Raw genomic sequence first — 18,441 nt, 5'->3', positions numbered from 1 at the left:
TTAAAAAGGAGGGGATGCCCCCTCCAACACACCAAACCGACTATAGGTTACCTAGTAAATCGTTCACTCGTTCTTCTGCATCGAGCAATGCATCATCAATTGACTTCACACCCGTAATAGCAGAAGCCAGTTCTTCACCAATAATGTCTTGTACCGCGAACTGACGCTTAACGCCACCTGGTAAACCTTTACCACGCGTGGTCACACTCATTAGCTCTGAACGATAAGGCAGTGCTTGAAAGTCAGGGTTTTCCAACACAGCTTTCATACTTGGTAGATGACCAGTACGAGACCATTCAAAATCATTCTCTGCCATGAATTTGAAGAATGCGGCCGTTGCTGCCAAATCCTTTTTGTTACGCTTTTTGTTCGGCATTACCCAAGAGTGACCATCAACATACAAATCATCGTTGGCATACAACTGTGGATAAGGGTACGCGGCATAAGCGTTATACAATGCGCTATCAGATTTATTTGATTCAGCCGTATAAGCACCTAACAACCAGTTACCATTCATCAAGATGCCACCTTCAGCATTTGAGAAAGCAGATACCGTTGCCGGATAGTCCATGTTCTTAGTGGTTAAGCCTTCATCGTATACCTGTTTGAAATGTTTCAAAATGGTACGCGCCGCTTCTGTTTGCAGAGACACTTTATCGGGGTTAGCGAAAAAGTTGGAGTCTTGCTGAAACAGGTAGGTGTAGAACATACGGGTATAGGCTGCGGTTTCATTCGATAAAATCTGAATCAAATATGGCTTGCCTGTTTTTTCTTTAAACTGTCGCGCCATGGTCAACATTTCTGCCGAGCTGCTAGGCAACATTGGCGTACCGTCGGCGTTCATCAAACCCGCTTCTGCCATAAGGTCAGTATTGACGTGATACAACATTGTCCATGTATCCATAGGCATGCCGAACACTTTTCCATCGCGCATAACACCATTCAATGACGTTGACGTGAAATCATTCGTACTAACACCACCTTGGTCTAGCAAATCATTAATCGGCAAGATCAATTGACGTGATTGATAGTCAGAGATAACTGAATTGTGCATCGTTACCAAATCTGGTGGTGTCCGGCTTGCCATTTGAGCGGTCAGCTGATCATACCCTGGCCATTCTACCGTGGTCACTTTCACCTTAATATCGGGATGCTCTGCATCAAACTGATTGATCAGTGAGGTCATAATACCGCATTCACCTTCAGCTGAACTGACATCGGTGTTTTCACCATACTCTGCTTCACATGCACCAAAGAAGCGTTGTAAATGTAATTCTGTTTTAGCCATTGCGCCCGTTGCGGCCATACAAGAGGCCAGAGCTACTGGGACGATCCATTGTTGTTTAATCATTTTATAAACCTTTTTCAGTTTTATTTTCGTGGTTTAACGTTTGTTAATTGCAATGCAAATTTTCTCAATCCGGCGTTAACCGGTTTGGTACTCAGACAGTCCTTGGCTGAGCACCGATTACTTCGTGAGTCGTTATTGTTTAACGCCACCTCCAGCTACGGCTGTGACAATGTGTTTCTGAAAAATCACATAGACGATTAAAATGGGCAATGCCGAGAAAATCGCCTGAGATGCAAGGAAGCCAAGCCCTTCACTTTGGGCAAAGTTTTGTTGTGAAGACGCTATACCCACCGTCAGCGTAAACATATCTTGTTCGGTCGCAGAAATAAGTGGCCAAAAATAATCGTTCCACGACGTTAAGAAAGTAAGAATACCCAAGGTCGCTTGTGCCGGCAGTGTTAGAGGCAACAACACTTTCCAAAAAATAGTTAACTTGCTGGCGTTATCGAGCATCGCCGCTTCATCAATCTCTCTAGGTATCGCTTTAAAAAACTGTGTCATTAAAAAGACACCGAATGGCGCTGAAAGGCCAGGTAAAATTAAACCTATGTAGGTGTTGTGTAGTGTCAGTGAACTGAATATCTGATGGCGCGCAATAATCACCGCCTGCTCTGGTACGGCTAGCCCCATCAACACAATTATAAAAATGGTTTTTCGGAATGGGAACTCTAGTCTCGCAAAGGCATAGCCAGCTAATGACGACATCAACAAAACACCCGTGGTCATACCGAGCGAAACAACCAGGCTATTCGTCAACCAACGGAAAACATGCGAGTTTTGAAAAATATCCGTGTAGTTTTTCAAGGTGTAAGGAAATCGAAAAACAGCATCGGTTCCCATCATCAGTTCTTGGTTGGATTTTAAGCTGAGCCCAACGGTCCATAAAAATGGCGCTAACATGATGATCGAAAAAATAACCATCAACGCGATCAAGACATGCTTCATGCTCAACCGTCTAAAGAAACCCGTTAGCAACATTGCGCTCGCCCTTTTTTGTAGAGAATCAGTGTGTGTAACAGTATCGGGCTGAATCATTACTCTTCTCCTTTCTTACGGCTAACCATGAACTGCGCCATGGCGGCAATTAAGATAAGCAAGAATAGGATTTGTGACGCCGCGGCCGCTGAGCCAATGTCCCATCGACGGAAACCAGCATCGTAAATAAACATGACGATGGAACGTGAGGTATTATTTGGCCCACCTTGGGTCATCAGCAACGCTTGACCAAACAATTGGAACTGCATAACAATTTCAATAATGATAACAAGAATAATGGTGCGTAAAATACTGGGTAATGTAATTCTAAAAAACTCATTCCATTTATTGGCGCCATCGATTGCAGCTGCCTCGTATAGATCTTTTGGAATTTGTTGCAACGCCGCAACAAACAGCATCATAGGTAAACCAAGACACCACCAAATGGTTGCAACAGCAACTGAAATTAATGCCCAATCCGGATCAGAAAGAAAGGCAATAGGTTCCCAGCCATAGTGAGTAAACAAATTGGCGATCAGGCCATCATTAGGAATGAATATGATTCGCCAAATCAAGGTAACTACTGTGACTGACAGAACCGTTGAAGAAAAAAAGATGCCACGCAAAATACTTGGGAGTCTTGTCTCTTTGTTCAAGCTTAAGGCTAAACCTAAACCCAAGACCACCAAGGGTGGCACCGTAAACAAAACAAATTTAAAGGTATTACCTACCGTTTGGAGGAAAATCTTGTTGTCGAATAAGCGGCGATAGTTATCAAAGCCAACGTACTCACCGGGGCCAAATAAATCGGCTTTCTGCATACTGAGATTAATACCCCAAACCAAAGGAATGACAATCATAGTAATGAAAATCAGTAAGTAAGGCGCTAAGAAGGCATAAGCCGCCCAATCAATACGCTTATTCATACGTCAACCCCTGTAAAAATAGGCAATTGTCGGTGCCTTAAGTGAACGGTATGTGTGCGAATATAACCGGATACCATGAATATTCTCCAATGGCGGTATTGCAACCGCTGTGATTCTTATCTTTATTATTTAGTCTGAGAACATAATATTACTAATATTATTAGTCGGGTAGGAATTTTATGCCATTTATATGGACAATACGGGAATAGATGATTCGAACACTGGTAACTTCAACGGTTGGCACTCTTGTCGAGTTGGCACACATTGCCACCGCTGAAGCGACCCAATTTTGAGTGTTTCAACGCAAGGCTCAGTCAGACGCTAACACTGGCCAACCCGCGACAAAGCGAATGCTTGCGATTACTAGTTCTGGGTAACCATTATGGTCTGCGTTGTATATGTGCCATGCCATCGCCCAGGTGCCATCCGGCAACTGAAAGACATCTTGGCCGCCACCATACCCTTGCACACGTCCTGCAGACTGGTTATCCCAAAGTAAATTGCCGCCGCTATTGACCATTTTAATACCCAGATCATCGACATATGGACCCGTTACTGATTCTGAACGACCAACAATAATCTTGTAGGTACTATTTGAATCGGCACAGCAGCGATCAATCGATGCAAACAAGTAATAATGGCCATCGTTATAAGCCAGTGCGGGTGCTTCAATCGGGTTATGTGTCACTCCTGGTCGGGAAGCCAAACTTAGGTAGTTTGAATTTGTTTTAGGCTTCATTGTTTTTTGATCAAGTTCGACTAGTTTAAGGCCGCTCCAAAACGAACCAAACGCCATCCATAATTTACCTGTTTCTGGATCTTCAAACACATTTGGATCAATAGCATTGAAGCCGTCATTCTGCGCGCTTGCGAGTACCAAGCCTTCATCAACCCATTCGCCGTCAATTAAAGAATCGGCCGAGAGCAACCCAATCGCTGATTGGTTTTGACCAAATGTAGAGACGGAATAATAAAGGTAATCACGGTTTTCGGTTTGAAAAACATCCGGCGCCCAGACACTGGTACCACTGTAAGCAGGGACAGTTTGCTTCCACCATGCGTCTCGAACTTGACGAAGCTGTGACCAAGGGATTGCCGGTCGGCCCGTTTTCTGCCAAGTATGGCCACCATCACTCGAAACATTCAGACCGATGCCATTCGCTGTAAAGAAGGAAATCCAAGTGTCTCCGTCTATGCCAATGGCAGGGTCATGTGTAAAAAGCTCGCCCGTTAGCGGCCACTGACTGTCCGCTGTGGTCATCGGCATTTGCGACGTGTTTGAAATTTCGTTGTCTTGATCTGAGGCGGTGTTTAATAAGGTACAACCAGTGAACAATGGTAATAAACAAAGTGAAAGGGTAATTTGACGCACAGGCTTTTCTCACAATTAAAATTTGTGTGAGTGTGCAATGCAGAACACGCCAGGTAAATTCAACATGAACGACATAGCTGTGCAGTACATGTATGCAGTGAGTTTTTCGCTAATACTTCGTCGATCAAAACAGTATGGTGAGAGCAAAGCATCGACGAGGAAACGAAATGAAAACCGAAATGGAAAAAATGTTAGCCGGTATGGCCTACGACGCACATTGCCAAGAGATGATTGAACTAAGAAAACGCGTTAAACATATCTTACACAGATTGAATGTTACCGAATACTATACGGAAAATTTTGAATCGACGATGCGCGAGTTATGCCCGAACTCTGCAGGCGATCTTCATTTAGAACCACCTTTTTATTGCGATTATGGCGAAAACATCGTTGCTGATGAGGGGGTATTTATCAACTTCGGAGCAACCATATTAGATGGTGCAAAAGTTACAATCGGGCGTAAAACACTCATTGCACCGGGGGTTCATATTTATACCGCGCGACACCCACTGGCAGTTAAAGAGCGAAGGGAATGGGAAGATTGCGCACCGGTCACCATCGGTGAAGAATGTTGGATCGGCGGTCAGGTGACTATATGCCCTGGCGTCACCATTGGCGACCGTGCGGTGATCGGTGCTGGCTCTGTCGTGATACGAGATGTACCCGCCGATACGTTGTATGCCGGCAACCCTGCCAAGTTTATCAAACAACTAAATGCCGGCGATTAAACCGGCGTTATTCAGTTCAGCACGAAGCAGGCACTCAATTACTGAACTCTGAATCGAAACATCGTCCAAGTTGCTTTTGGCAGAGTGACTTGAAATTGAGTCGCCTTTCCCTCAGTGACCGTCTCTGCCTTTGGTACAACATTACTAGGTTCCGCAAAACTGTTGACCGCGAACAAATCAGCACCTTGCATGACCTGTCGATCAATCATGGTCAATTCACCAAATTCACTTATATTTAAATGACAGTCGATGTCTTCATCTAAATTAATATTTAAAGCGAAAAATGCCAGTTCTCCCGCAGCCTCATCAAACGTTGTCAGTGTGGCAACTTCTGCGACTTTGCCATATTTTTCAGTTTGGATAGCATCGCAATCGACGGTATTTTTATAAACAGCGCCTCGCCCATAGTTACTTACTTGTTGAAATGGATAGTAAGTAGCATGTTTGAGTACACCACCGTTTGCATCGGTATGGATCGGGGCAAGCGCGTTAACCAGTTGTGCCAAGCAGGCCATTTTAACTCGGTCTGCGTTGTTAACAATGGTGGTTAGCAAGCCTCCCACGACAAGCGCATCCATCAGTGAATAAACATCCTCGGCAATTGGAGGTGCCCACTGCCAGCGTTTTTGATCCATGTGTTTAATGTACCAGACGTTCCATTCATCTAGACTGAGCATCATCACCTTATCACTGCGTTGCTGTGCTTTCACATAGTCAGCCGTCGCTTTAATGGTGCCAATAAAATCATCCAAATCGTGATAGGCGGCAAGGAAGCTTTGCTTATCGCCTTCATATTCGTAATAACGGTGCAGCGAGATAAAATCAACTTCGTTGTAACAAATTTCAAGGACGGTGCGATCCCATTCAGGGAAGGTCGCCATTTCCTTCGATGAACTGCCACAAGCCACCAGTTCAATATCTGGGTCGACCCACTTTAAAATTTTTGCAGTTTCGCGAGCTTTCTTGGCATATTCATCGGCGGTCATCGCGCAAGTTTGCCAAGGGCCATCCATTTCATTACCTAAGCACCACACTTTAAAATTGTGCGGCTGTTCATAGCCATGAGAGATACGTTTATCGCTCCAATAGGTGCCTTTTTGTAGATTGCAGTATTCAGCAAGGTAGCCCGCCTCCTGTGGTGTTCCTGTTCCCAAGTTCACCGCTATCATGCCTTGTGTACCGGCTTTTTTTGCCCAATCCGCGAATTCATTTATGCCAAACTGGTTTGTTTCAATAGAGAACCATGCGTAGTCTAGCCGCGTTGGACGCTCTACCTTTGGCCCAATGCCATCTTTCCAATCGTATCCCGATACAAAATTTCCGCCAGGATATCGCACCACCGGAACGTTCAAATCGTTAATCGCGTCTATAACATCGGTACGAAACCCTTGCTCATCTGAACTTTGGTGATCAGGATCGTATATACCTGTATAGACTGCGCGTCCCATATGCTCAATAAACGAGCCGTAAACTCGATCATCAATATCAGAAATTTTATTGTGCTTACTAACAAAGCATTGAATTTTTTTCATATACTTTTGGTCCATCTCAAACACTTTCTTGTTAGGAGAAGTGAACACATCTTGCATTTCACGGCTGACGATCTATTAATAAACCTTGACGTAGAACTCTCTTGAAATTTTTATTAAAAAGCTCGTGTATAATTTCCGAAAAAGCAATGTGAACAAGTAATAAAAAGTAGCGCTTTGCGCTGCTGTCTGAATACCGATGCTTAACTTCTACTGACGTTAAGCGAAGATTCAACTAGGTCGACCAGCGCTTGATCGGTAATACCAAAGTGTTCAAATAGTTGTGCGGCTGGCGCAGATTCCCCGAAACTATTCATTCCAACAACATCGCCATCTAACCCGACATACTTGTACCAACAATCTTTGATACCCGCTTCAATGGCAAATCGCTTCACATTTTTTGGTAGAACACTGTCCTTATACTGTGCATCTTGTTGATCGAACACATCGGTACATGGCATTGAAACCACTTGCACTTTACGCCCTAACGCTTCTAACTTTTCAGCGGCACTTAATGCCAACGACACTTCTGAGCCTGTGCCAATTAGCACAACGTCCGGTTGCTCAGTAGACCTCAATACGTAACCGCCCTTACGGACATTGGCCAATTGTGCTGCGCTTCGATCTATGTGAGGTAACGCCTGACGAGAAAAAACCAAAGCGGTAGGCGTATGTGTGCTAACAATTGCTTGAGTCCATGCCACGGCTGTTTCAACTGCGTCAGCCGGGCGCCAAGTATTTAAGTTTGGCGTTGCACGCAATGCAGCCAATTGCTCTACGGGCTGATGCGTTGGACCATCTTCACCCAGACCAATAGAATCGTGAGTGTAAACTTGGATTACTGGCAACTTCATCAACGCAGCCATACGCAAGGCGTTGCGTGCGTATTCCATAAAGATAAAGAACGTAGCACCAAACCCTTTGAAACCACCATGAACGGAGATGCCATTCAGAATAGCGGTCATACCAAACTCACGTACACCGTAGAAACAGTAATTACCATCGGCATCGTTCGCTGAAATGCCTTTTGCTTCTGGCCACAGTGTAAGATTCGATGCTGCCAAGTCAGCCGAGCCGCCGAACAGCTCAGGTAATTTTGGTGCGAGTGCAGCTATTGAATTTTGAGACGCTTTACGACTCGCAATGGTTTCGCCCTTGGCTTGCACATCGGCAATGTACTCATCGGCAAAATCACTAAAGTCATCTGGGAGTTCACCACTCATGCGCCTTGTGTATTCACTCGCCAGTTCCGGGTATTCCCTCTCATAGGCAGCAAACACTTCTTGCCACGAAGCTTCTGCCAATTTTCCAGTAGCGGATGCATCCCAAGCGTCTTTAACATCTTCTGGAATGTCGAAGGGTCCATTCGTCCAACCTAACTGTTGACGCACTGAAGCGACTTCCTCAACACCTAAGGGGGCGCCATGACAATCTTCCTTGCCTTGTTTGTTAGGTGAACCAAATCCAATAATGGTTTTGCAACAAATAAGCGTCGGTTTATCACTTTCGGCTCGAGCGGTTTCAATCGCTTGACGGATTTCTTCCGGGTTATGACCATCAACATTCGGGATCACTTGCCAACCATATGACTGAAAACGTTGCACCGTATTGTCAGTAAACCAACCTTCAACTTCGCCATCAATCGAGATGCCATTGTCATCGTAAAATGCAATCAGTTTTCCTAGCCCGAGCGTGCCCGCCAATGAGCTGGCTTCGTGTGAAATACCCTCCATCATGCAGCCATCACCCATAAAGGCATAAGTATTGTGATTTACGATGTCGTAATTTGGACGGTTGAACTTTGCCGCCAATACTTTTTCAGCCAACGCCATACCAACGGCATTTGCAATGCCTTGCCCTAGTGGACCGGTCGTGGTTTCTACGCCTGGTGTATAACCATATTCAGGATGACCAGGTGTTTTCGATTCAAACTGACGGAAGTTTTTTAAGTCATCAATACTAACGTCGTAGCCAGTTAAATGAAGTAATGAATAAATCAGCATCGAACCATGACCATTCGAGAGAACAAAGCGATCTCTGTCTGGCCATGAAGGGTTTTTAGGGTTGTGTTTTAAAAAGTCGTTCCACAGCACGTGCGCAATGTCCGCCATTCCCATGGGGGCCCCAGGGTGCCCGGAGTTAGCTTTTTGCACGGCGTCCATGCTGAGAACGCGAATAGCATTCGCCAAAGTATGTGCCTTAGGCATGGTATGTATTCCTATTTTTAAATTGAATTAGAAAGATTCAAGCAAATTACGCAATGTCTGGTGATCTTGGTTGAACAATCGAATGCCCTCGGCAAGTTTGTCAGATGTCATTGGGTCATTGTTAATTGCCCAACGAAACTCAGCTTCATCGGTTGCGATGTCCACATCAATAAATGGCTGTACGATACCGGTGGTAATGCTATCTTGTACCGGGCCATCATTCACTGCTAACTTCGCTAACAATGCCGGGCTAATGGTTAACTTGTCACAACCAGCAAGCTGCAAAACTTGGTCAGTTGAACGGAAACTTGCTGCCATAACCACAGTCGAATAACCGTTGTGCTTAAAGAACTGATAAATTCCTTTAACCGATTGCACGCCAGGATCTTTCTCAGGGGCTTGGGGTAACTCACCATAGGCTTTGTACCAATCTTGAATACGGCCCACAAAAGGCGAAATTAAGAATGCGCCTGCGCGCGCAGCGGCAATGGCTTGCACTCTATGAAATACCAAAGTGACGTTACACTTAATGCCGATGGCTTCTAGTTGCCGTGCTGCCTCAATACCTTCAAACGTTGCGGCTAACTTAATTAATATTCGTGATTTATCGATACCAAGGTCTTTGTAATAGCCGATGATGCGATGTGCGTTTTCAACCATTGCGTTGGTGTCAAATGAAAGACGTGCGTTGACTTCGGTAGAGACATATCCCGGCACGAGCTTTGACATTTCCGCGCCAAACTCGACAGCGATTAAATCCACTGCGTCATCTTGCCATTGAACCGAATCTTTTGCTTTTGCTTGTGCAACACAACGTGAGATGACCTTCGCGGTATCGGGCAGTTGTGCTGCTTTTAATATGAGCGACGGGTTGGTGGTGACATCCGTTGGTTCAAATTCACGGATCTGACTGGTGTCGCCAGTATCTGCAACGACGGTTGAAAACTGACGAAGTTGTTCCAGTTGATTCACTTTTTATTTCCTTCTATTTCTGCCCGTAGTAAGCATTTTTCCCATGCTTTCTCAGGTAGTGTTTATTTAATAGGGTTGGATTTATTTGCGCAACAGCCGGATTGATCGCAAGAGTCTTCAGTGCCATATTGGCAACCTCTTCAATCACAACTGCATTGTGCACAGCGTTGTCGGCGTCTTTACCCCAGGCAAACGGCGCATGCTCACGGACTAACATGCCTGGTATAGATAGCGGTGGCACATTGCCCATTGTTTCAATGATGACTTTGCCTGTATTGGCTTCGTAGTCACCGTTGATTTCTTCATCGGTCAGTGCACGGGCACACGGAATGTCGCCAAAGAAATAGTCAGCGTGGGTGGTGCCCAAAGCAGGGATGCTTTTCCCTGCTTGCGCCCATGAAGTAGCCGTAGAAGAATGGGTATGCACAATGCCGCCTATTTCCGGAAAGGTACGATACAATTCTAAATGGGTTGGCGTATCTGACGAGGGTTTATACTCGCCATCGACTACTCGACCTTCAAGATCTAGTACAACCATGTCATTGGCCGTCATATTTTCATAGGGGACACCACTGGGTTTTATCACCCACAAACCCGTATCGCGATCGATACCGCTGACATTGCCCCATGTAAAGGTCACCAAGCCATGACGAACAATCGCTAGGTTTGCTTTAAACACCTGCTCTTTTAATTCGGAAAGATTCATTGACTCGATTCCTTAATTCTTGATGCGACTTTCAACATAAGAGGCGTGTTGAAGGTACTGCTGATAGCGTAAGCGATACACTTTGGATTCCTCTTTTCGAGGCGTATACGAAACTTCGGTATCACTGGCTAATGCCTCGATGGCGGCTTCCATAGATGGATAAATATCCGCTGCTACCGCCCCACAGATGGCTGCACCCAAGGCACAACATTGATCAGACGCTTTAACTTCAACGGCCTTCCCAAAAACATCGGCGCAAATTTGCATAATCGACGCTGACTTACGCGAGATACCACCAATGGCGATAACTTTGTTGATGGCTACACCCTGGTCTTCAAACGTATCATTTATTTTTTTAGCGCCAAAGGCGGTTGATTCAACAACGGCATGGAATAAATCCAGTACTGAACTGCCCAAATTCATTCCGAAGAACGCGGCGGTTAGTCTCTGGTTTGCATCGGGCGTGCGGCGACCGTTAATCCAATCTAGAGCAAGCGGCGCTTTGTAGTTTGGTGAGTAATGCGTCAATTGATTACCGAGCTCTGGTAAGAATCTTTCACTGGCTTTGGTGATCTCAGTTTCGGATAAACCGGCCAAGGACAGCGACCAAGTCATGGTGTTTTTAAACCAAGCATAATAGTCACCAAATGCAGACTGCCCAGCTTCCAAACCAATCTTGCCAGGTATCACCGAGCCATCGACTTGACCACAAATGCCAGCGACACAATTTTCGCCTAATGCATCGTAGTCTGCAGTAATGATGTCACAGGTACTGGTGCCAATAACCTTTACGAGTTCATTGCTTTTTGCGCCGGCGCCCAGTGCTCCCATGTGCGCATCGAATGCACCAACTGCGACAACAACATCCGAAGACAAACCTAATTTCTTCTGCCACTCGTCAGTAACAATACCGGCACTCACATCGCTGGTGTAGGATTGATCTCCCACGTTGTCACGCACTTCAGACATTTTTGGATGAAACAAAGAAAAGAATTTTCGCGGTGGCAAGCCACCCCAAGAAGCGTTCCATAAAATTTTATGGCCACTTGCACAACGAGATCGCTTTAAATGTTTAGGCGCGGTGGTTCCCGTTAAGATCGCTGGAACCCAATCGCACATTTCGACAAAGCTATGGATTGAATCAGACACTTTCTTATTGTTCCGCAACACACGCAACAGTTTTGCCCAATACCATTCCGAAGAATAACTGCCGCCCACGAAACGCGTGTAATCGACCGTTCCTTGTTTGGCCACACGAGTAATCTCCTCGGCCTCTTCGATTGAGGTATGATCTTTCCACAAGATAAACATCGCATCTGGATCTTCGGAAAATTCCTCACGCAAACTCAATGCCGTTCCGTATTTATCTATGGCAATCGGCGTTGAACCCGTGGTATCGACACCAATGGCTTTAATATTTTGAAATACTTCGTCTCCGATCGTATTACGTAGGGCGACACCAGCACTCGTTAACGCTCTCAAGATGTCTTTAGGGTGTTGTCGATATTGTTGTTTGGTTGGGACACAATAATCACCATTCATCCAGGACCGGTAGTAAGCGACTTCTGAACCAATTTCGGCTCCCGTGGCGGCGTCAACGACTAGCCATCGAACGGAATCGCTGCCAAAGTCGAGCCCTGCAACATAAGCAGACATAAGGGTTTCCTTCTCATTAGAATCTTTGCGATCTACTGTGCCGCTACATGGAAAAATTCGTTATAGAGATTCGTGCTGTTTATATTGATTTTTCGGGCAAATTAACGCCATTAGAAGCTGTAAAAACAACAAAAACGGGCCAAAAACCGCTAAAATTCAAGCACTTAATGCGTAAAAACACCGTGATCATCCAAAAATATCTAAACGAGACAAGCACCCCATTTATGGATATATTGGCTAGAAAATAAATATAAGGCAGACGAGGTATGACACAAGCGATGCCAAATACTGATCCATTAAAACCCGGATACCCGTTCAACGCGCACTTAGTGGCGGGCATTACCCCGATCGTCAAAGACGGCGAATTGGATTTTTGGATTGACCGTCCTTCTGGTTTGAAGGGGTATATCATTAATATCACCGTTTCTGGTGGAGGCTTGGTTTTCCCCAATACAGAAAACGAGCGAACCGTCACCAAAGGCGACATGATGATCATCCCTACCGGTGCCGTGCATGATTACGGTCGACACCCGGATTACCACAATTGGTATCACCGCTGGGTATTCTTTCGACCTCGCGCAACCTGGTACGAGTGGCTCGATTGGACAGACAAATGCAGTAACGTCGGTTTTCTTTCGCCAAGAAAGCAAAAATCTGAAGGTTTGATTTCAACCATCGATGAACTTTTTCAATCAATCGATAATACGTGCCACCAAAACAGCATGCTCTCTGAAGAGTTAAGCTTGAACTTACTCGAACAGATACTCATCCGATGCCGAGTACTCGACAATTCAAAGCCAATGAGCCCAATCGACCCTAGAATATTGCGTGCATGTCAGTTTATTCATGAAAACATAGCCCGCGAGCTGTCTATCGACGAACTGGCACAAGTCGCCTGTATGTCTCAATCTCGTTTTTCCCATCTATTTAAGAAACAAAAAGACGTGTCTGTTCGGCAGTGGATAGAAGACCAACGTATCGCCCTTGCTCGTCAACTATTGATCACGACGGATCTGGCCATTAATCAGGTTGCGCAGTATTTGGGGTATCAGGATGCGTTGTACTTCTCTCGTGTCTTTAAAAAGAACCTCGGTGAAAGCCCGAGAGAGTTTCGCCAGAGTCAACGTTAGGTCATATTTCTAGCGAGTCAACTGTCTGTGCTTTTGACTCGCTGCCCTACAATCTCTGTGCTTCCGTATGCAGAATGATCAATCGATTTAATCCACAGTGCCGTAAACCATTTTGTCCATATAACTAATCTGTTCGTCTATTCATCTCCGTTCCGACCTGATCGACACTAGTGCTAATACTGCAGCGAATTTAAGTCTGCTATTTACAGGAGCGTTTTCTATGTCGACAAAATCTATTTGGTTCATCACCGGTTCTCAGCATCTGTATGGTGATACCGTTTTAAAGCAGGTTACAGCAAACAGCCAAGTCATCGTTTCAGGGCTGAATGACACCGCGAACTTACCCGTTCCACTGACTTTCAAGTCTATTGCCACTACGCCAGAAGAAATTCAACGATTGTGTTTAGAAGCAACGTTTGATGAATCGTGCATAGGCGTTGTCTTCTGGATGCACACCTTCTCGCCATCGAAAATGTGGATCAAGGGTTTGCAAGCACTGCAGAAACCTTGGATGCATCTGCATACCCAATTCAACGCTGAACTGCCTTGGCAGTCCATTGATATGGATTTTATGAACCTGAACCAAAGCGCTCATGGTTGTCGCGAATTCGGATTTATCGGTACTCGATTGGGCATTAACCGGTTTATTACTGTCGGCCATTGGCAAGACCCGAGCGTGCATGAAGATTTGCAACATTGGGTGCGCGCAGCAATGGGTTGGAACGAAAGCCAAAACTTAAAAGTAGCGCGTTTTGGTGACAACATGAGACAAGTTGCCGTTACAGAAGGCAATAAAGTATCGGCACAAATTCAATTTGGCTACGAAGTTCATGCTTATGGTCTCGGTAAACTGGTTGAGTACTGCAACGCAGTTTCAGAGCAAGACATTCTTCGCCAAGTCGACCTATACGGTTCAGAGTATACCTTAGCGTTCTCACTTAAAGATGAAGAGAAGCTACTGCGCCTTAAGAATGAAGCACGTTTGGAAATCGGCATGGAGCGATTCCTAACCGACAAACAATGCATGGCGTTTACCAACACCTTTGAAGATTTGACAGGCCTAAGTGGCTTGCCCGGTTTAGCGACGCAACGATTAATGGCTAAAGGTTATGGCTATGGCGGTGAAGGAGATTGGAAAACCTCTGCCATGGTTCGCATCTTGAAAGCAATGTCACAAGGCTTACCTGGTGGAACCTCCTTTATGGAAGATTACACTTATCACCTTGGCAAGCAAGGGCAGGTACTGGGTGCGCACATGCTGGAAGTTTGCCCAAGCATTACCAATGACAAACCGATACTCGACATTCAACGCCATACCATTGGTGTTAAAGAGGACATTGCTCGACTCATCTTCACAGCGCAAGCCGGCCCCGCTCGGAACTTAACGACCATTGATCTTGGCGATCGATTCCGCTTTATTTTAAATGAAGTCGATACCGTGACTCCGCCGGATTCGTTACCAAACTTACCCGTCGCACACGCGTTATGGACACCGATGCCAGATTTAAAAACATCGGCACATGCTTGGATTTTAGCCGGCGGAGCTCATCACAGTGCCTATACCTCATCAGTACCCACTGAGGTCATTGAAATTTATGCAGAAATGGCTGACGTAGAGCTGTGTATTATTGATAAAGACACAACCATTCGTGATTTTAAAAACGATTTGAAACGCTCAAGCTTCTAACGGAAAAAGATTCATAGTCTACTGTAGTCGGTAAACTTTGCCCTTCTGCTCTAAAAAGGCAGAAGGGTTTTTTTGAACCTAGTTCAGGTTAATGCAACTCACCGCCGTGTTTTTTTTGCTATGGAATTGTCTTTTGAGACAGCCAAGGATGTACCAGGTAGCCCCGATAATCTCATAAAGTTAGCAATATACGCCGAGGCTTGCAGCCCAGGTAACTTTCTTGGTGATATCTGGCCGCTCAACTCGCCATAAATCATTAAGCTCTTGCTGTAAGTTTTCGTACCCTTGGCGGGTAATCAGTGGTGTTCTCAAGATTCTGTCTCACACGTAAAGTTATTAAAGTTTGAAATATTTGAACTTCTTCTATATATTAGATAAAACTAATTTAAAGAAGAGTAGATTAACGATGCAGTATACTGAAAAATTCCAAGCATTAGCGGATAAAGCTCAATCGGAAGTGGAAGGCATTCTTCCCGAGACAGTAGATGAGCGCATGGCTAATGGCGCGATTGCCCTAGATATACGCGACCCTGATGAGCATGCGGCGGGCCACCTTAAAGGCTCTATGAACATTAGCCGTGGCAAGCTTGAAATGATTGTCGAAGGAAAGATACCAGATTTGAACACTGAAATTTTATGCTATTGCAATGCCAATAATCGCGGGGCTCTCTCTGCCGCTGCGTTAAAGCAAATGGGCTATGTTAATGCCAAGTACATTGCAGATGGTCTTAATGCTTATAAAAAGCTCGCCAAATGATATTTTCCGTCTAATTGGTCAGTTTTTGTCAATTCACTTTAGTCGTGGGTATTTATTCTGGTAGAATCCCCCGCCGCGCTATACTGTGTGGTGAATTGAATAAATACTCTTGACTATTTGGAGCGCCTTGTCCGTGTTGAATCGCCTGTTTGTTGATAATTTAACTGTCCTAGATTTTAGCTATTTCCATCCACGACGCGGTGTGGTCGGTGAAAGCTGGATAGTCGATGTGGAATTACTCGGTGAATTAAACGACGAAGGCATGGTATTCGATTTTGGCCACGTTAAAAAACTGCTAAAAGCAGCACTTGACGGCGGCATGGACCATACGCTTGTCGTTCCTGAGCATTTACCGGGCCTCAGCGTTGAGCATATTCAACTTAATGAAGAAATACGTATTACTTATACCGATAAAGACGTTATTAAGTTCGTTTATCAAGGTCCTCGCGACTCTGTGTTTTTGATCGATAGCGACAAAGTCTCCATTGACAGTGCTCGCCCGCTCTTAGAGAACCATCTCAACAGCCTTGTGCCGAACAATGTAAGGCAGGTAAAACTTAACCTGCGTATTGAAGAAATAAGCGGTGCTTTTTACCATTATTCACATGGATTAAAAAAACACCTTGGCGATTGCCAGCGTATTTGCCATGGTCACCGCTCTAAAGTGATTATTCTAAAAGACGGTCAACGAGACCACTCTGTTGAAGCTGAACTTGCTCAACTATTTCAAGATATTTATTTAATCACCGATGAAGATGCAGTTACACCTTCTGTGCATCCACACTTAACGCACGTTGGCTATGATGCAGAACAAGGCCGTTTTGATGTCTGGCTTAACCCTGAACAATGCTACACCATGAACACCGATACCACTGTTGAGCTTATTGCGACTCACCTCTGCAATCGCATAAAAGCAGAGTATCCTGACCATGAGTGGACAATTCGAGCTTTTGAAGGAGTCGGGAAAGGTGCAATTGCACTTTCAGACTAAAAAAAGTCTCAAATCTAAGATACAATTCTTTTCCTATATTTTTTAGTCAGATGACGAATGGATAGCGCATGTCTTTGGTATTGCATAACAGCTTAACCGGTAAAAAAGAGTCTTTTAAACCACAAGACCCAAACCACGTAACGATGTACGTCTGTGGGCCAACGGTTTACAACTATATTCACATTGGTAATGGCCGTTCAGCGCTGGTATATGATCTACTCTACCGAACGCTGTCACTGCTTTACCCAAAAGTTAGCTATGCACGCAATTTTACCGATGTAGACGATAAAATTAATGCCGCAGCCAGCGAACAGGGTGTCGATATTTCGGTTATAACTGAAAAATACATCTCCGCTTACGATGAAGACATGCAAAAACTAGGTAACTTAGAGCCAACCCACGCGCCACGCGCCACTGGCCATATTGACCCTATAATTGCCACCATCGAAAAGCTCATCGAGCGTGGCCACGCCTATGCCTCTGACGGCCATGCGTTATTTTCTGTCGACTCCATGCCCGATTATGGAAAACTTTCAAAGCGCAACACCGAAGATATGATTGCCGGTGCTCGTGTTGAAGTTGCATCTTACAAAAAGAACCCAATGGATTTTGTGTTGTGGAAACCATCAAGTAATGACCAGCCTGGTTGGGACAGCCCTTGGGGCCGCGGCCGACCCGGTTGGCATATTGAATGTACTGCCATGATCCAAGCTCTATTTGGCGACACCATCGACATTCATGGCGGCGGTACTGACTTATTATTCCCGCACCATGAAAATGAACTGGCTCAAGGCGTTTGCTGTACCGATCACAGCAACGGCTACTCTAAATATTGGGTGCATAACGCCATGCTCGATATTGAAGGCGAGAAGATGTCTAAGTCTTTAGGCAACTTCATTGTGTTACGTGACATGCTGGCAGATCAGCCACCAGAGCTCGTGCGTTTAGCTTTATTGTCTGCCCACTACCGCTCAAATATGAACTGGTCTGCGCAATTGTTACACCAAAGTAAATTACTTCTCGATCGTCTTTATACGATTAAACGTGACGCAGCCAACATAAGCGCAATTAAACCTCGCAACTTAAATGACTTGCCTGCCATTAGTGCGATGCTAGACGACTTGAATACACCTAAAGTGATTGCTTCGTTGCATGACCTAACCAATCGCTTCTTTAAATGCGACGATGATCTCGAAAAAGCCGAATTAAAAGGTGAAATATTCGCCATCACTAATTTTTTAAATATCGCGCAACTCGAAGCCAAAGATTGGTTCCAAAGTGAATCTAGCGATGGTTTACAGGTAACCGAAATTGAGGCGTTAATCGAACAGCGAGCTGAAGCTAAAAAATCCAAAGACTTCGCCCGCGCCGATGCCATACGCGATGAGCTAGCACAAGCGGGCATTCAAATTAAAGATACCCGTGAAGGCACACAATGGGTTCGAGAAAACTAG

General features: G+C 45.1%; 17 protein-coding genes. 7 read left to right on the top strand and 10 right to left on the bottom strand.

The genetic code is table 11. The features are described from left to right. Window positions 1–40: 40 nt before the first annotated feature. The 4 genes from ACI882_RS01195 to ACI882_RS01180 form a co-directional block, all read right to left on the bottom strand. Window positions 41–1,351 carry an ABC transporter substrate-binding protein gene (locus tag ACI882_RS01195; protein WP_411743027.1) on the bottom strand — a complete coding sequence of 437 codons (1,311 nt, stop codon included), beginning with the start codon at window positions 1,349–1,351 and terminating at the stop codon, window positions 41–43. 132 nt (window positions 1,352–1,483) lie between these two features. Next, on the bottom strand, window positions 1,484–2,386 hold the full coding sequence (locus ACI882_RS01190; RefSeq protein WP_411743026.1) for a carbohydrate ABC transporter permease: 903 nt from the start codon (window positions 2,384–2,386) through the stop codon (window positions 1,484–1,486). Beyond that, window positions 2,386–3,252: a carbohydrate ABC transporter permease gene (locus ACI882_RS01185; RefSeq protein ID WP_411743025.1), complete on the bottom strand. Its 867-nt coding sequence runs from the start codon at window positions 3,250–3,252 to the stop codon at window positions 2,386–2,388. The genes ACI882_RS01190 and ACI882_RS01185 overlap by 1 nt, the downstream gene beginning before the upstream one ends. 310 nt (window positions 3,253–3,562) lie before the next feature. Further along, window positions 3,563–4,624, bottom strand: coding sequence for a family 43 glycosylhydrolase (locus ACI882_RS01180; protein ID WP_411743024.1), 1,062 nt, complete (start codon window positions 4,622–4,624; stop codon window positions 3,563–3,565). Window positions 4,625–4,791: 167 nt separating this feature from the next. On the opposite strand from ACI882_RS01180, the gene ACI882_RS01175 reads away from it, so the two are divergent. After that, a complete protein-coding gene (locus ACI882_RS01175) occupies window positions 4,792–5,352 on the top strand; it encodes a sugar O-acetyltransferase (RefSeq protein WP_411743023.1) in 561 nt (186 codons plus the stop codon). 38 nt (window positions 5,353–5,390) lie between these two features. Here the strand turns inward: ACI882_RS01175 and ACI882_RS01170 are convergent, their stop codons facing one another. The 5 genes from ACI882_RS01170 to ACI882_RS01150 form a co-directional block, all read right to left on the bottom strand. After that, a complete protein-coding gene (locus tag ACI882_RS01170; RefSeq protein ID WP_411743022.1) occupies window positions 5,391–6,884 on the bottom strand; it encodes an alpha-N-arabinofuranosidase in 1,494 nt (497 codons plus the stop codon). Between the two features lie 200 nt (window positions 6,885–7,084). Then, window positions 7,085–9,088, bottom strand: a complete 2,004-nt coding sequence (tkt, locus tag ACI882_RS01165) for a transketolase (protein WP_411743021.1) — start codon at window positions 9,086–9,088, stop codon at window positions 7,085–7,087. 27 nt (window positions 9,089–9,115) lie between these two features. Continuing rightward, window positions 9,116–10,060, bottom strand: coding sequence for a transaldolase (gene tal, locus ACI882_RS01160; protein ID WP_411743020.1), 945 nt, complete (start codon window positions 10,058–10,060; stop codon window positions 9,116–9,118). 13 nt (window positions 10,061–10,073) lie between these two features. Then, window positions 10,074–10,766, bottom strand: coding sequence for an L-ribulose-5-phosphate 4-epimerase (locus ACI882_RS01155; protein ID WP_411743019.1), 693 nt, complete (start codon window positions 10,764–10,766; stop codon window positions 10,074–10,076). 12 nt (window positions 10,767–10,778) lie between these two features. After that, on the bottom strand, window positions 10,779–12,422 hold the full coding sequence (locus ACI882_RS01150) for a ribulokinase (protein WP_411743018.1): 1,644 nt from the start codon (window positions 12,420–12,422) through the stop codon (window positions 10,779–10,781). A 47-nt stretch (window positions 12,423–12,469) separates the two neighbouring features. Here ACI882_RS01150 and ACI882_RS01145 point away from each other — a divergent pair, with 47 nt between their 5' ends. The 3 genes from ACI882_RS01145 (at window position 12,470) to araA (ending at window position 15,239) form a co-directional block, all read left to right on the top strand. Then, window positions 12,470–12,670, top strand: coding sequence for a hypothetical protein (locus ACI882_RS01145; protein WP_411743017.1), 201 nt, complete (start codon window positions 12,470–12,472; stop codon window positions 12,668–12,670). An 18-nt stretch (window positions 12,671–12,688) separates the two neighbouring features. Beyond that, window positions 12,689–13,552 carry an arabinose operon transcriptional regulator AraC gene (gene araC / locus ACI882_RS01140; RefSeq protein ID WP_411743016.1) on the top strand — a complete coding sequence of 288 codons (864 nt, stop codon included), beginning with the start codon at window positions 12,689–12,691 and terminating at the stop codon, window positions 13,550–13,552. Window positions 13,553–13,772: 220 nt separating this feature from the next. Continuing rightward, a complete protein-coding gene (araA, locus tag ACI882_RS01135) occupies window positions 13,773–15,239 on the top strand; it encodes an L-arabinose isomerase (RefSeq protein WP_411743015.1) in 1,467 nt (488 codons plus the stop codon). Window positions 15,240–15,419: 180 nt separating this feature from the next. Here the strand turns inward: araA and ACI882_RS01130 are convergent, their stop codons facing one another. Next, complete coding sequence (locus tag ACI882_RS01130) at window positions 15,420–15,551, bottom strand: hypothetical protein (protein ID WP_411743014.1); 132 nt, start codon at window positions 15,549–15,551, stop codon at window positions 15,420–15,422. 94 nt (window positions 15,552–15,645) lie between these two features. Between ACI882_RS01130 and ACI882_RS01125 the strand changes: the two genes are divergently transcribed. From ACI882_RS01125 to cysS, 3 genes are all read left to right on the top strand, one after another. Next, window positions 15,646–15,996 (top strand): rhodanese-like domain-containing protein, encoded by a 351-nt coding sequence (locus ACI882_RS01125; protein WP_411743013.1) that lies wholly within the window; start codon window positions 15,646–15,648, stop codon window positions 15,994–15,996. A gap of 133 nt (window positions 15,997–16,129) precedes the next feature. Next, window positions 16,130–16,987, top strand: a complete 858-nt coding sequence (locus ACI882_RS01120; protein ID WP_411743012.1) for a 6-pyruvoyl trahydropterin synthase family protein — start codon at window positions 16,130–16,132, stop codon at window positions 16,985–16,987. Window positions 16,988–17,055: 68 nt separating this feature from the next. Beyond that, window positions 17,056–18,441 carry a cysteine--tRNA ligase gene (cysS, locus tag ACI882_RS01115; RefSeq protein ID WP_411743011.1) on the top strand — a complete coding sequence of 462 codons (1,386 nt, stop codon included), beginning with the start codon at window positions 17,056–17,058 and terminating at the stop codon, window positions 18,439–18,441.

The organism is Reinekea sp. (assembly GCF_046710285.1).
Lineage (GTDB): Bacteria > Pseudomonadota > Gammaproteobacteria > Pseudomonadales > Natronospirillaceae > Reinekea.
Note: the sequence above shows the minus strand (reverse complement) of the source record. Positions and strands in the feature narration are given on the sequence as shown.

Excerpts from the sequence above, each read along its gene's own strand:
- ACI882_RS01190 (WP_411743026.1), bottom strand. The coding sequence starts at position 2,386 with ATGATTCAGCCCGATACTGTTACACACACTGATTCTCTACAAAAAAGG.
- tkt (WP_411743021.1), bottom strand. The coding sequence starts at position 9,088 with ATGCCTAAGGCACATACTTTGGCGAATGCTATTCGCGTTCTCAGCATG.
- ACI882_RS01150 (WP_411743018.1), bottom strand. The coding sequence starts at position 12,422 with ATGTCTGCTTATGTTGCAGGGCTCGACTTTGGCAGCGATTCCGTTCGA.
- ACI882_RS01145 (WP_411743017.1), top strand. The coding sequence starts at position 12,470 with ATGGAAAAATTCGTTATAGAGATTCGTGCTGTTTATATTGATTTTTCG.
- ACI882_RS01185 (WP_411743025.1), bottom strand. The coding sequence starts at position 3,252 with ATGAATAAGCGTATTGATTGGGCGGCTTATGCCTTCTTAGCGCCTTAC.
- ACI882_RS01125 (WP_411743013.1), top strand. The coding sequence starts at position 15,646 with ATGCAGTATACTGAAAAATTCCAAGCATTAGCGGATAAAGCTCAATCG.
- ACI882_RS01175 (WP_411743023.1), top strand. The coding sequence starts at position 4,792 with ATGAAAACCGAAATGGAAAAAATGTTAGCCGGTATGGCCTACGACGCA.
- ACI882_RS01155 (WP_411743019.1), bottom strand. The coding sequence starts at position 10,766 with ATGAATCTTTCCGAATTAAAAGAGCAGGTGTTTAAAGCAAACCTAGCG.
- ACI882_RS01170 (WP_411743022.1), bottom strand. The coding sequence starts at position 6,884 with ATGAAAAAAATTCAATGCTTTGTTAGTAAGCACAATAAAATTTCTGAT.
- araA (WP_411743015.1), top strand. The coding sequence starts at position 13,773 with ATGTCGACAAAATCTATTTGGTTCATCACCGGTTCTCAGCATCTGTAT.
- ACI882_RS01195 (WP_411743027.1), bottom strand. The coding sequence starts at position 1,351 with ATGATTAAACAACAATGGATCGTCCCAGTAGCTCTGGCCTCTTGTATG.
- araC (WP_411743016.1), top strand. The coding sequence starts at position 12,689 with ATGACACAAGCGATGCCAAATACTGATCCATTAAAACCCGGATACCCG.
- cysS (WP_411743011.1), top strand. The coding sequence starts at position 17,056 with ATGTCTTTGGTATTGCATAACAGCTTAACCGGTAAAAAAGAGTCTTTT.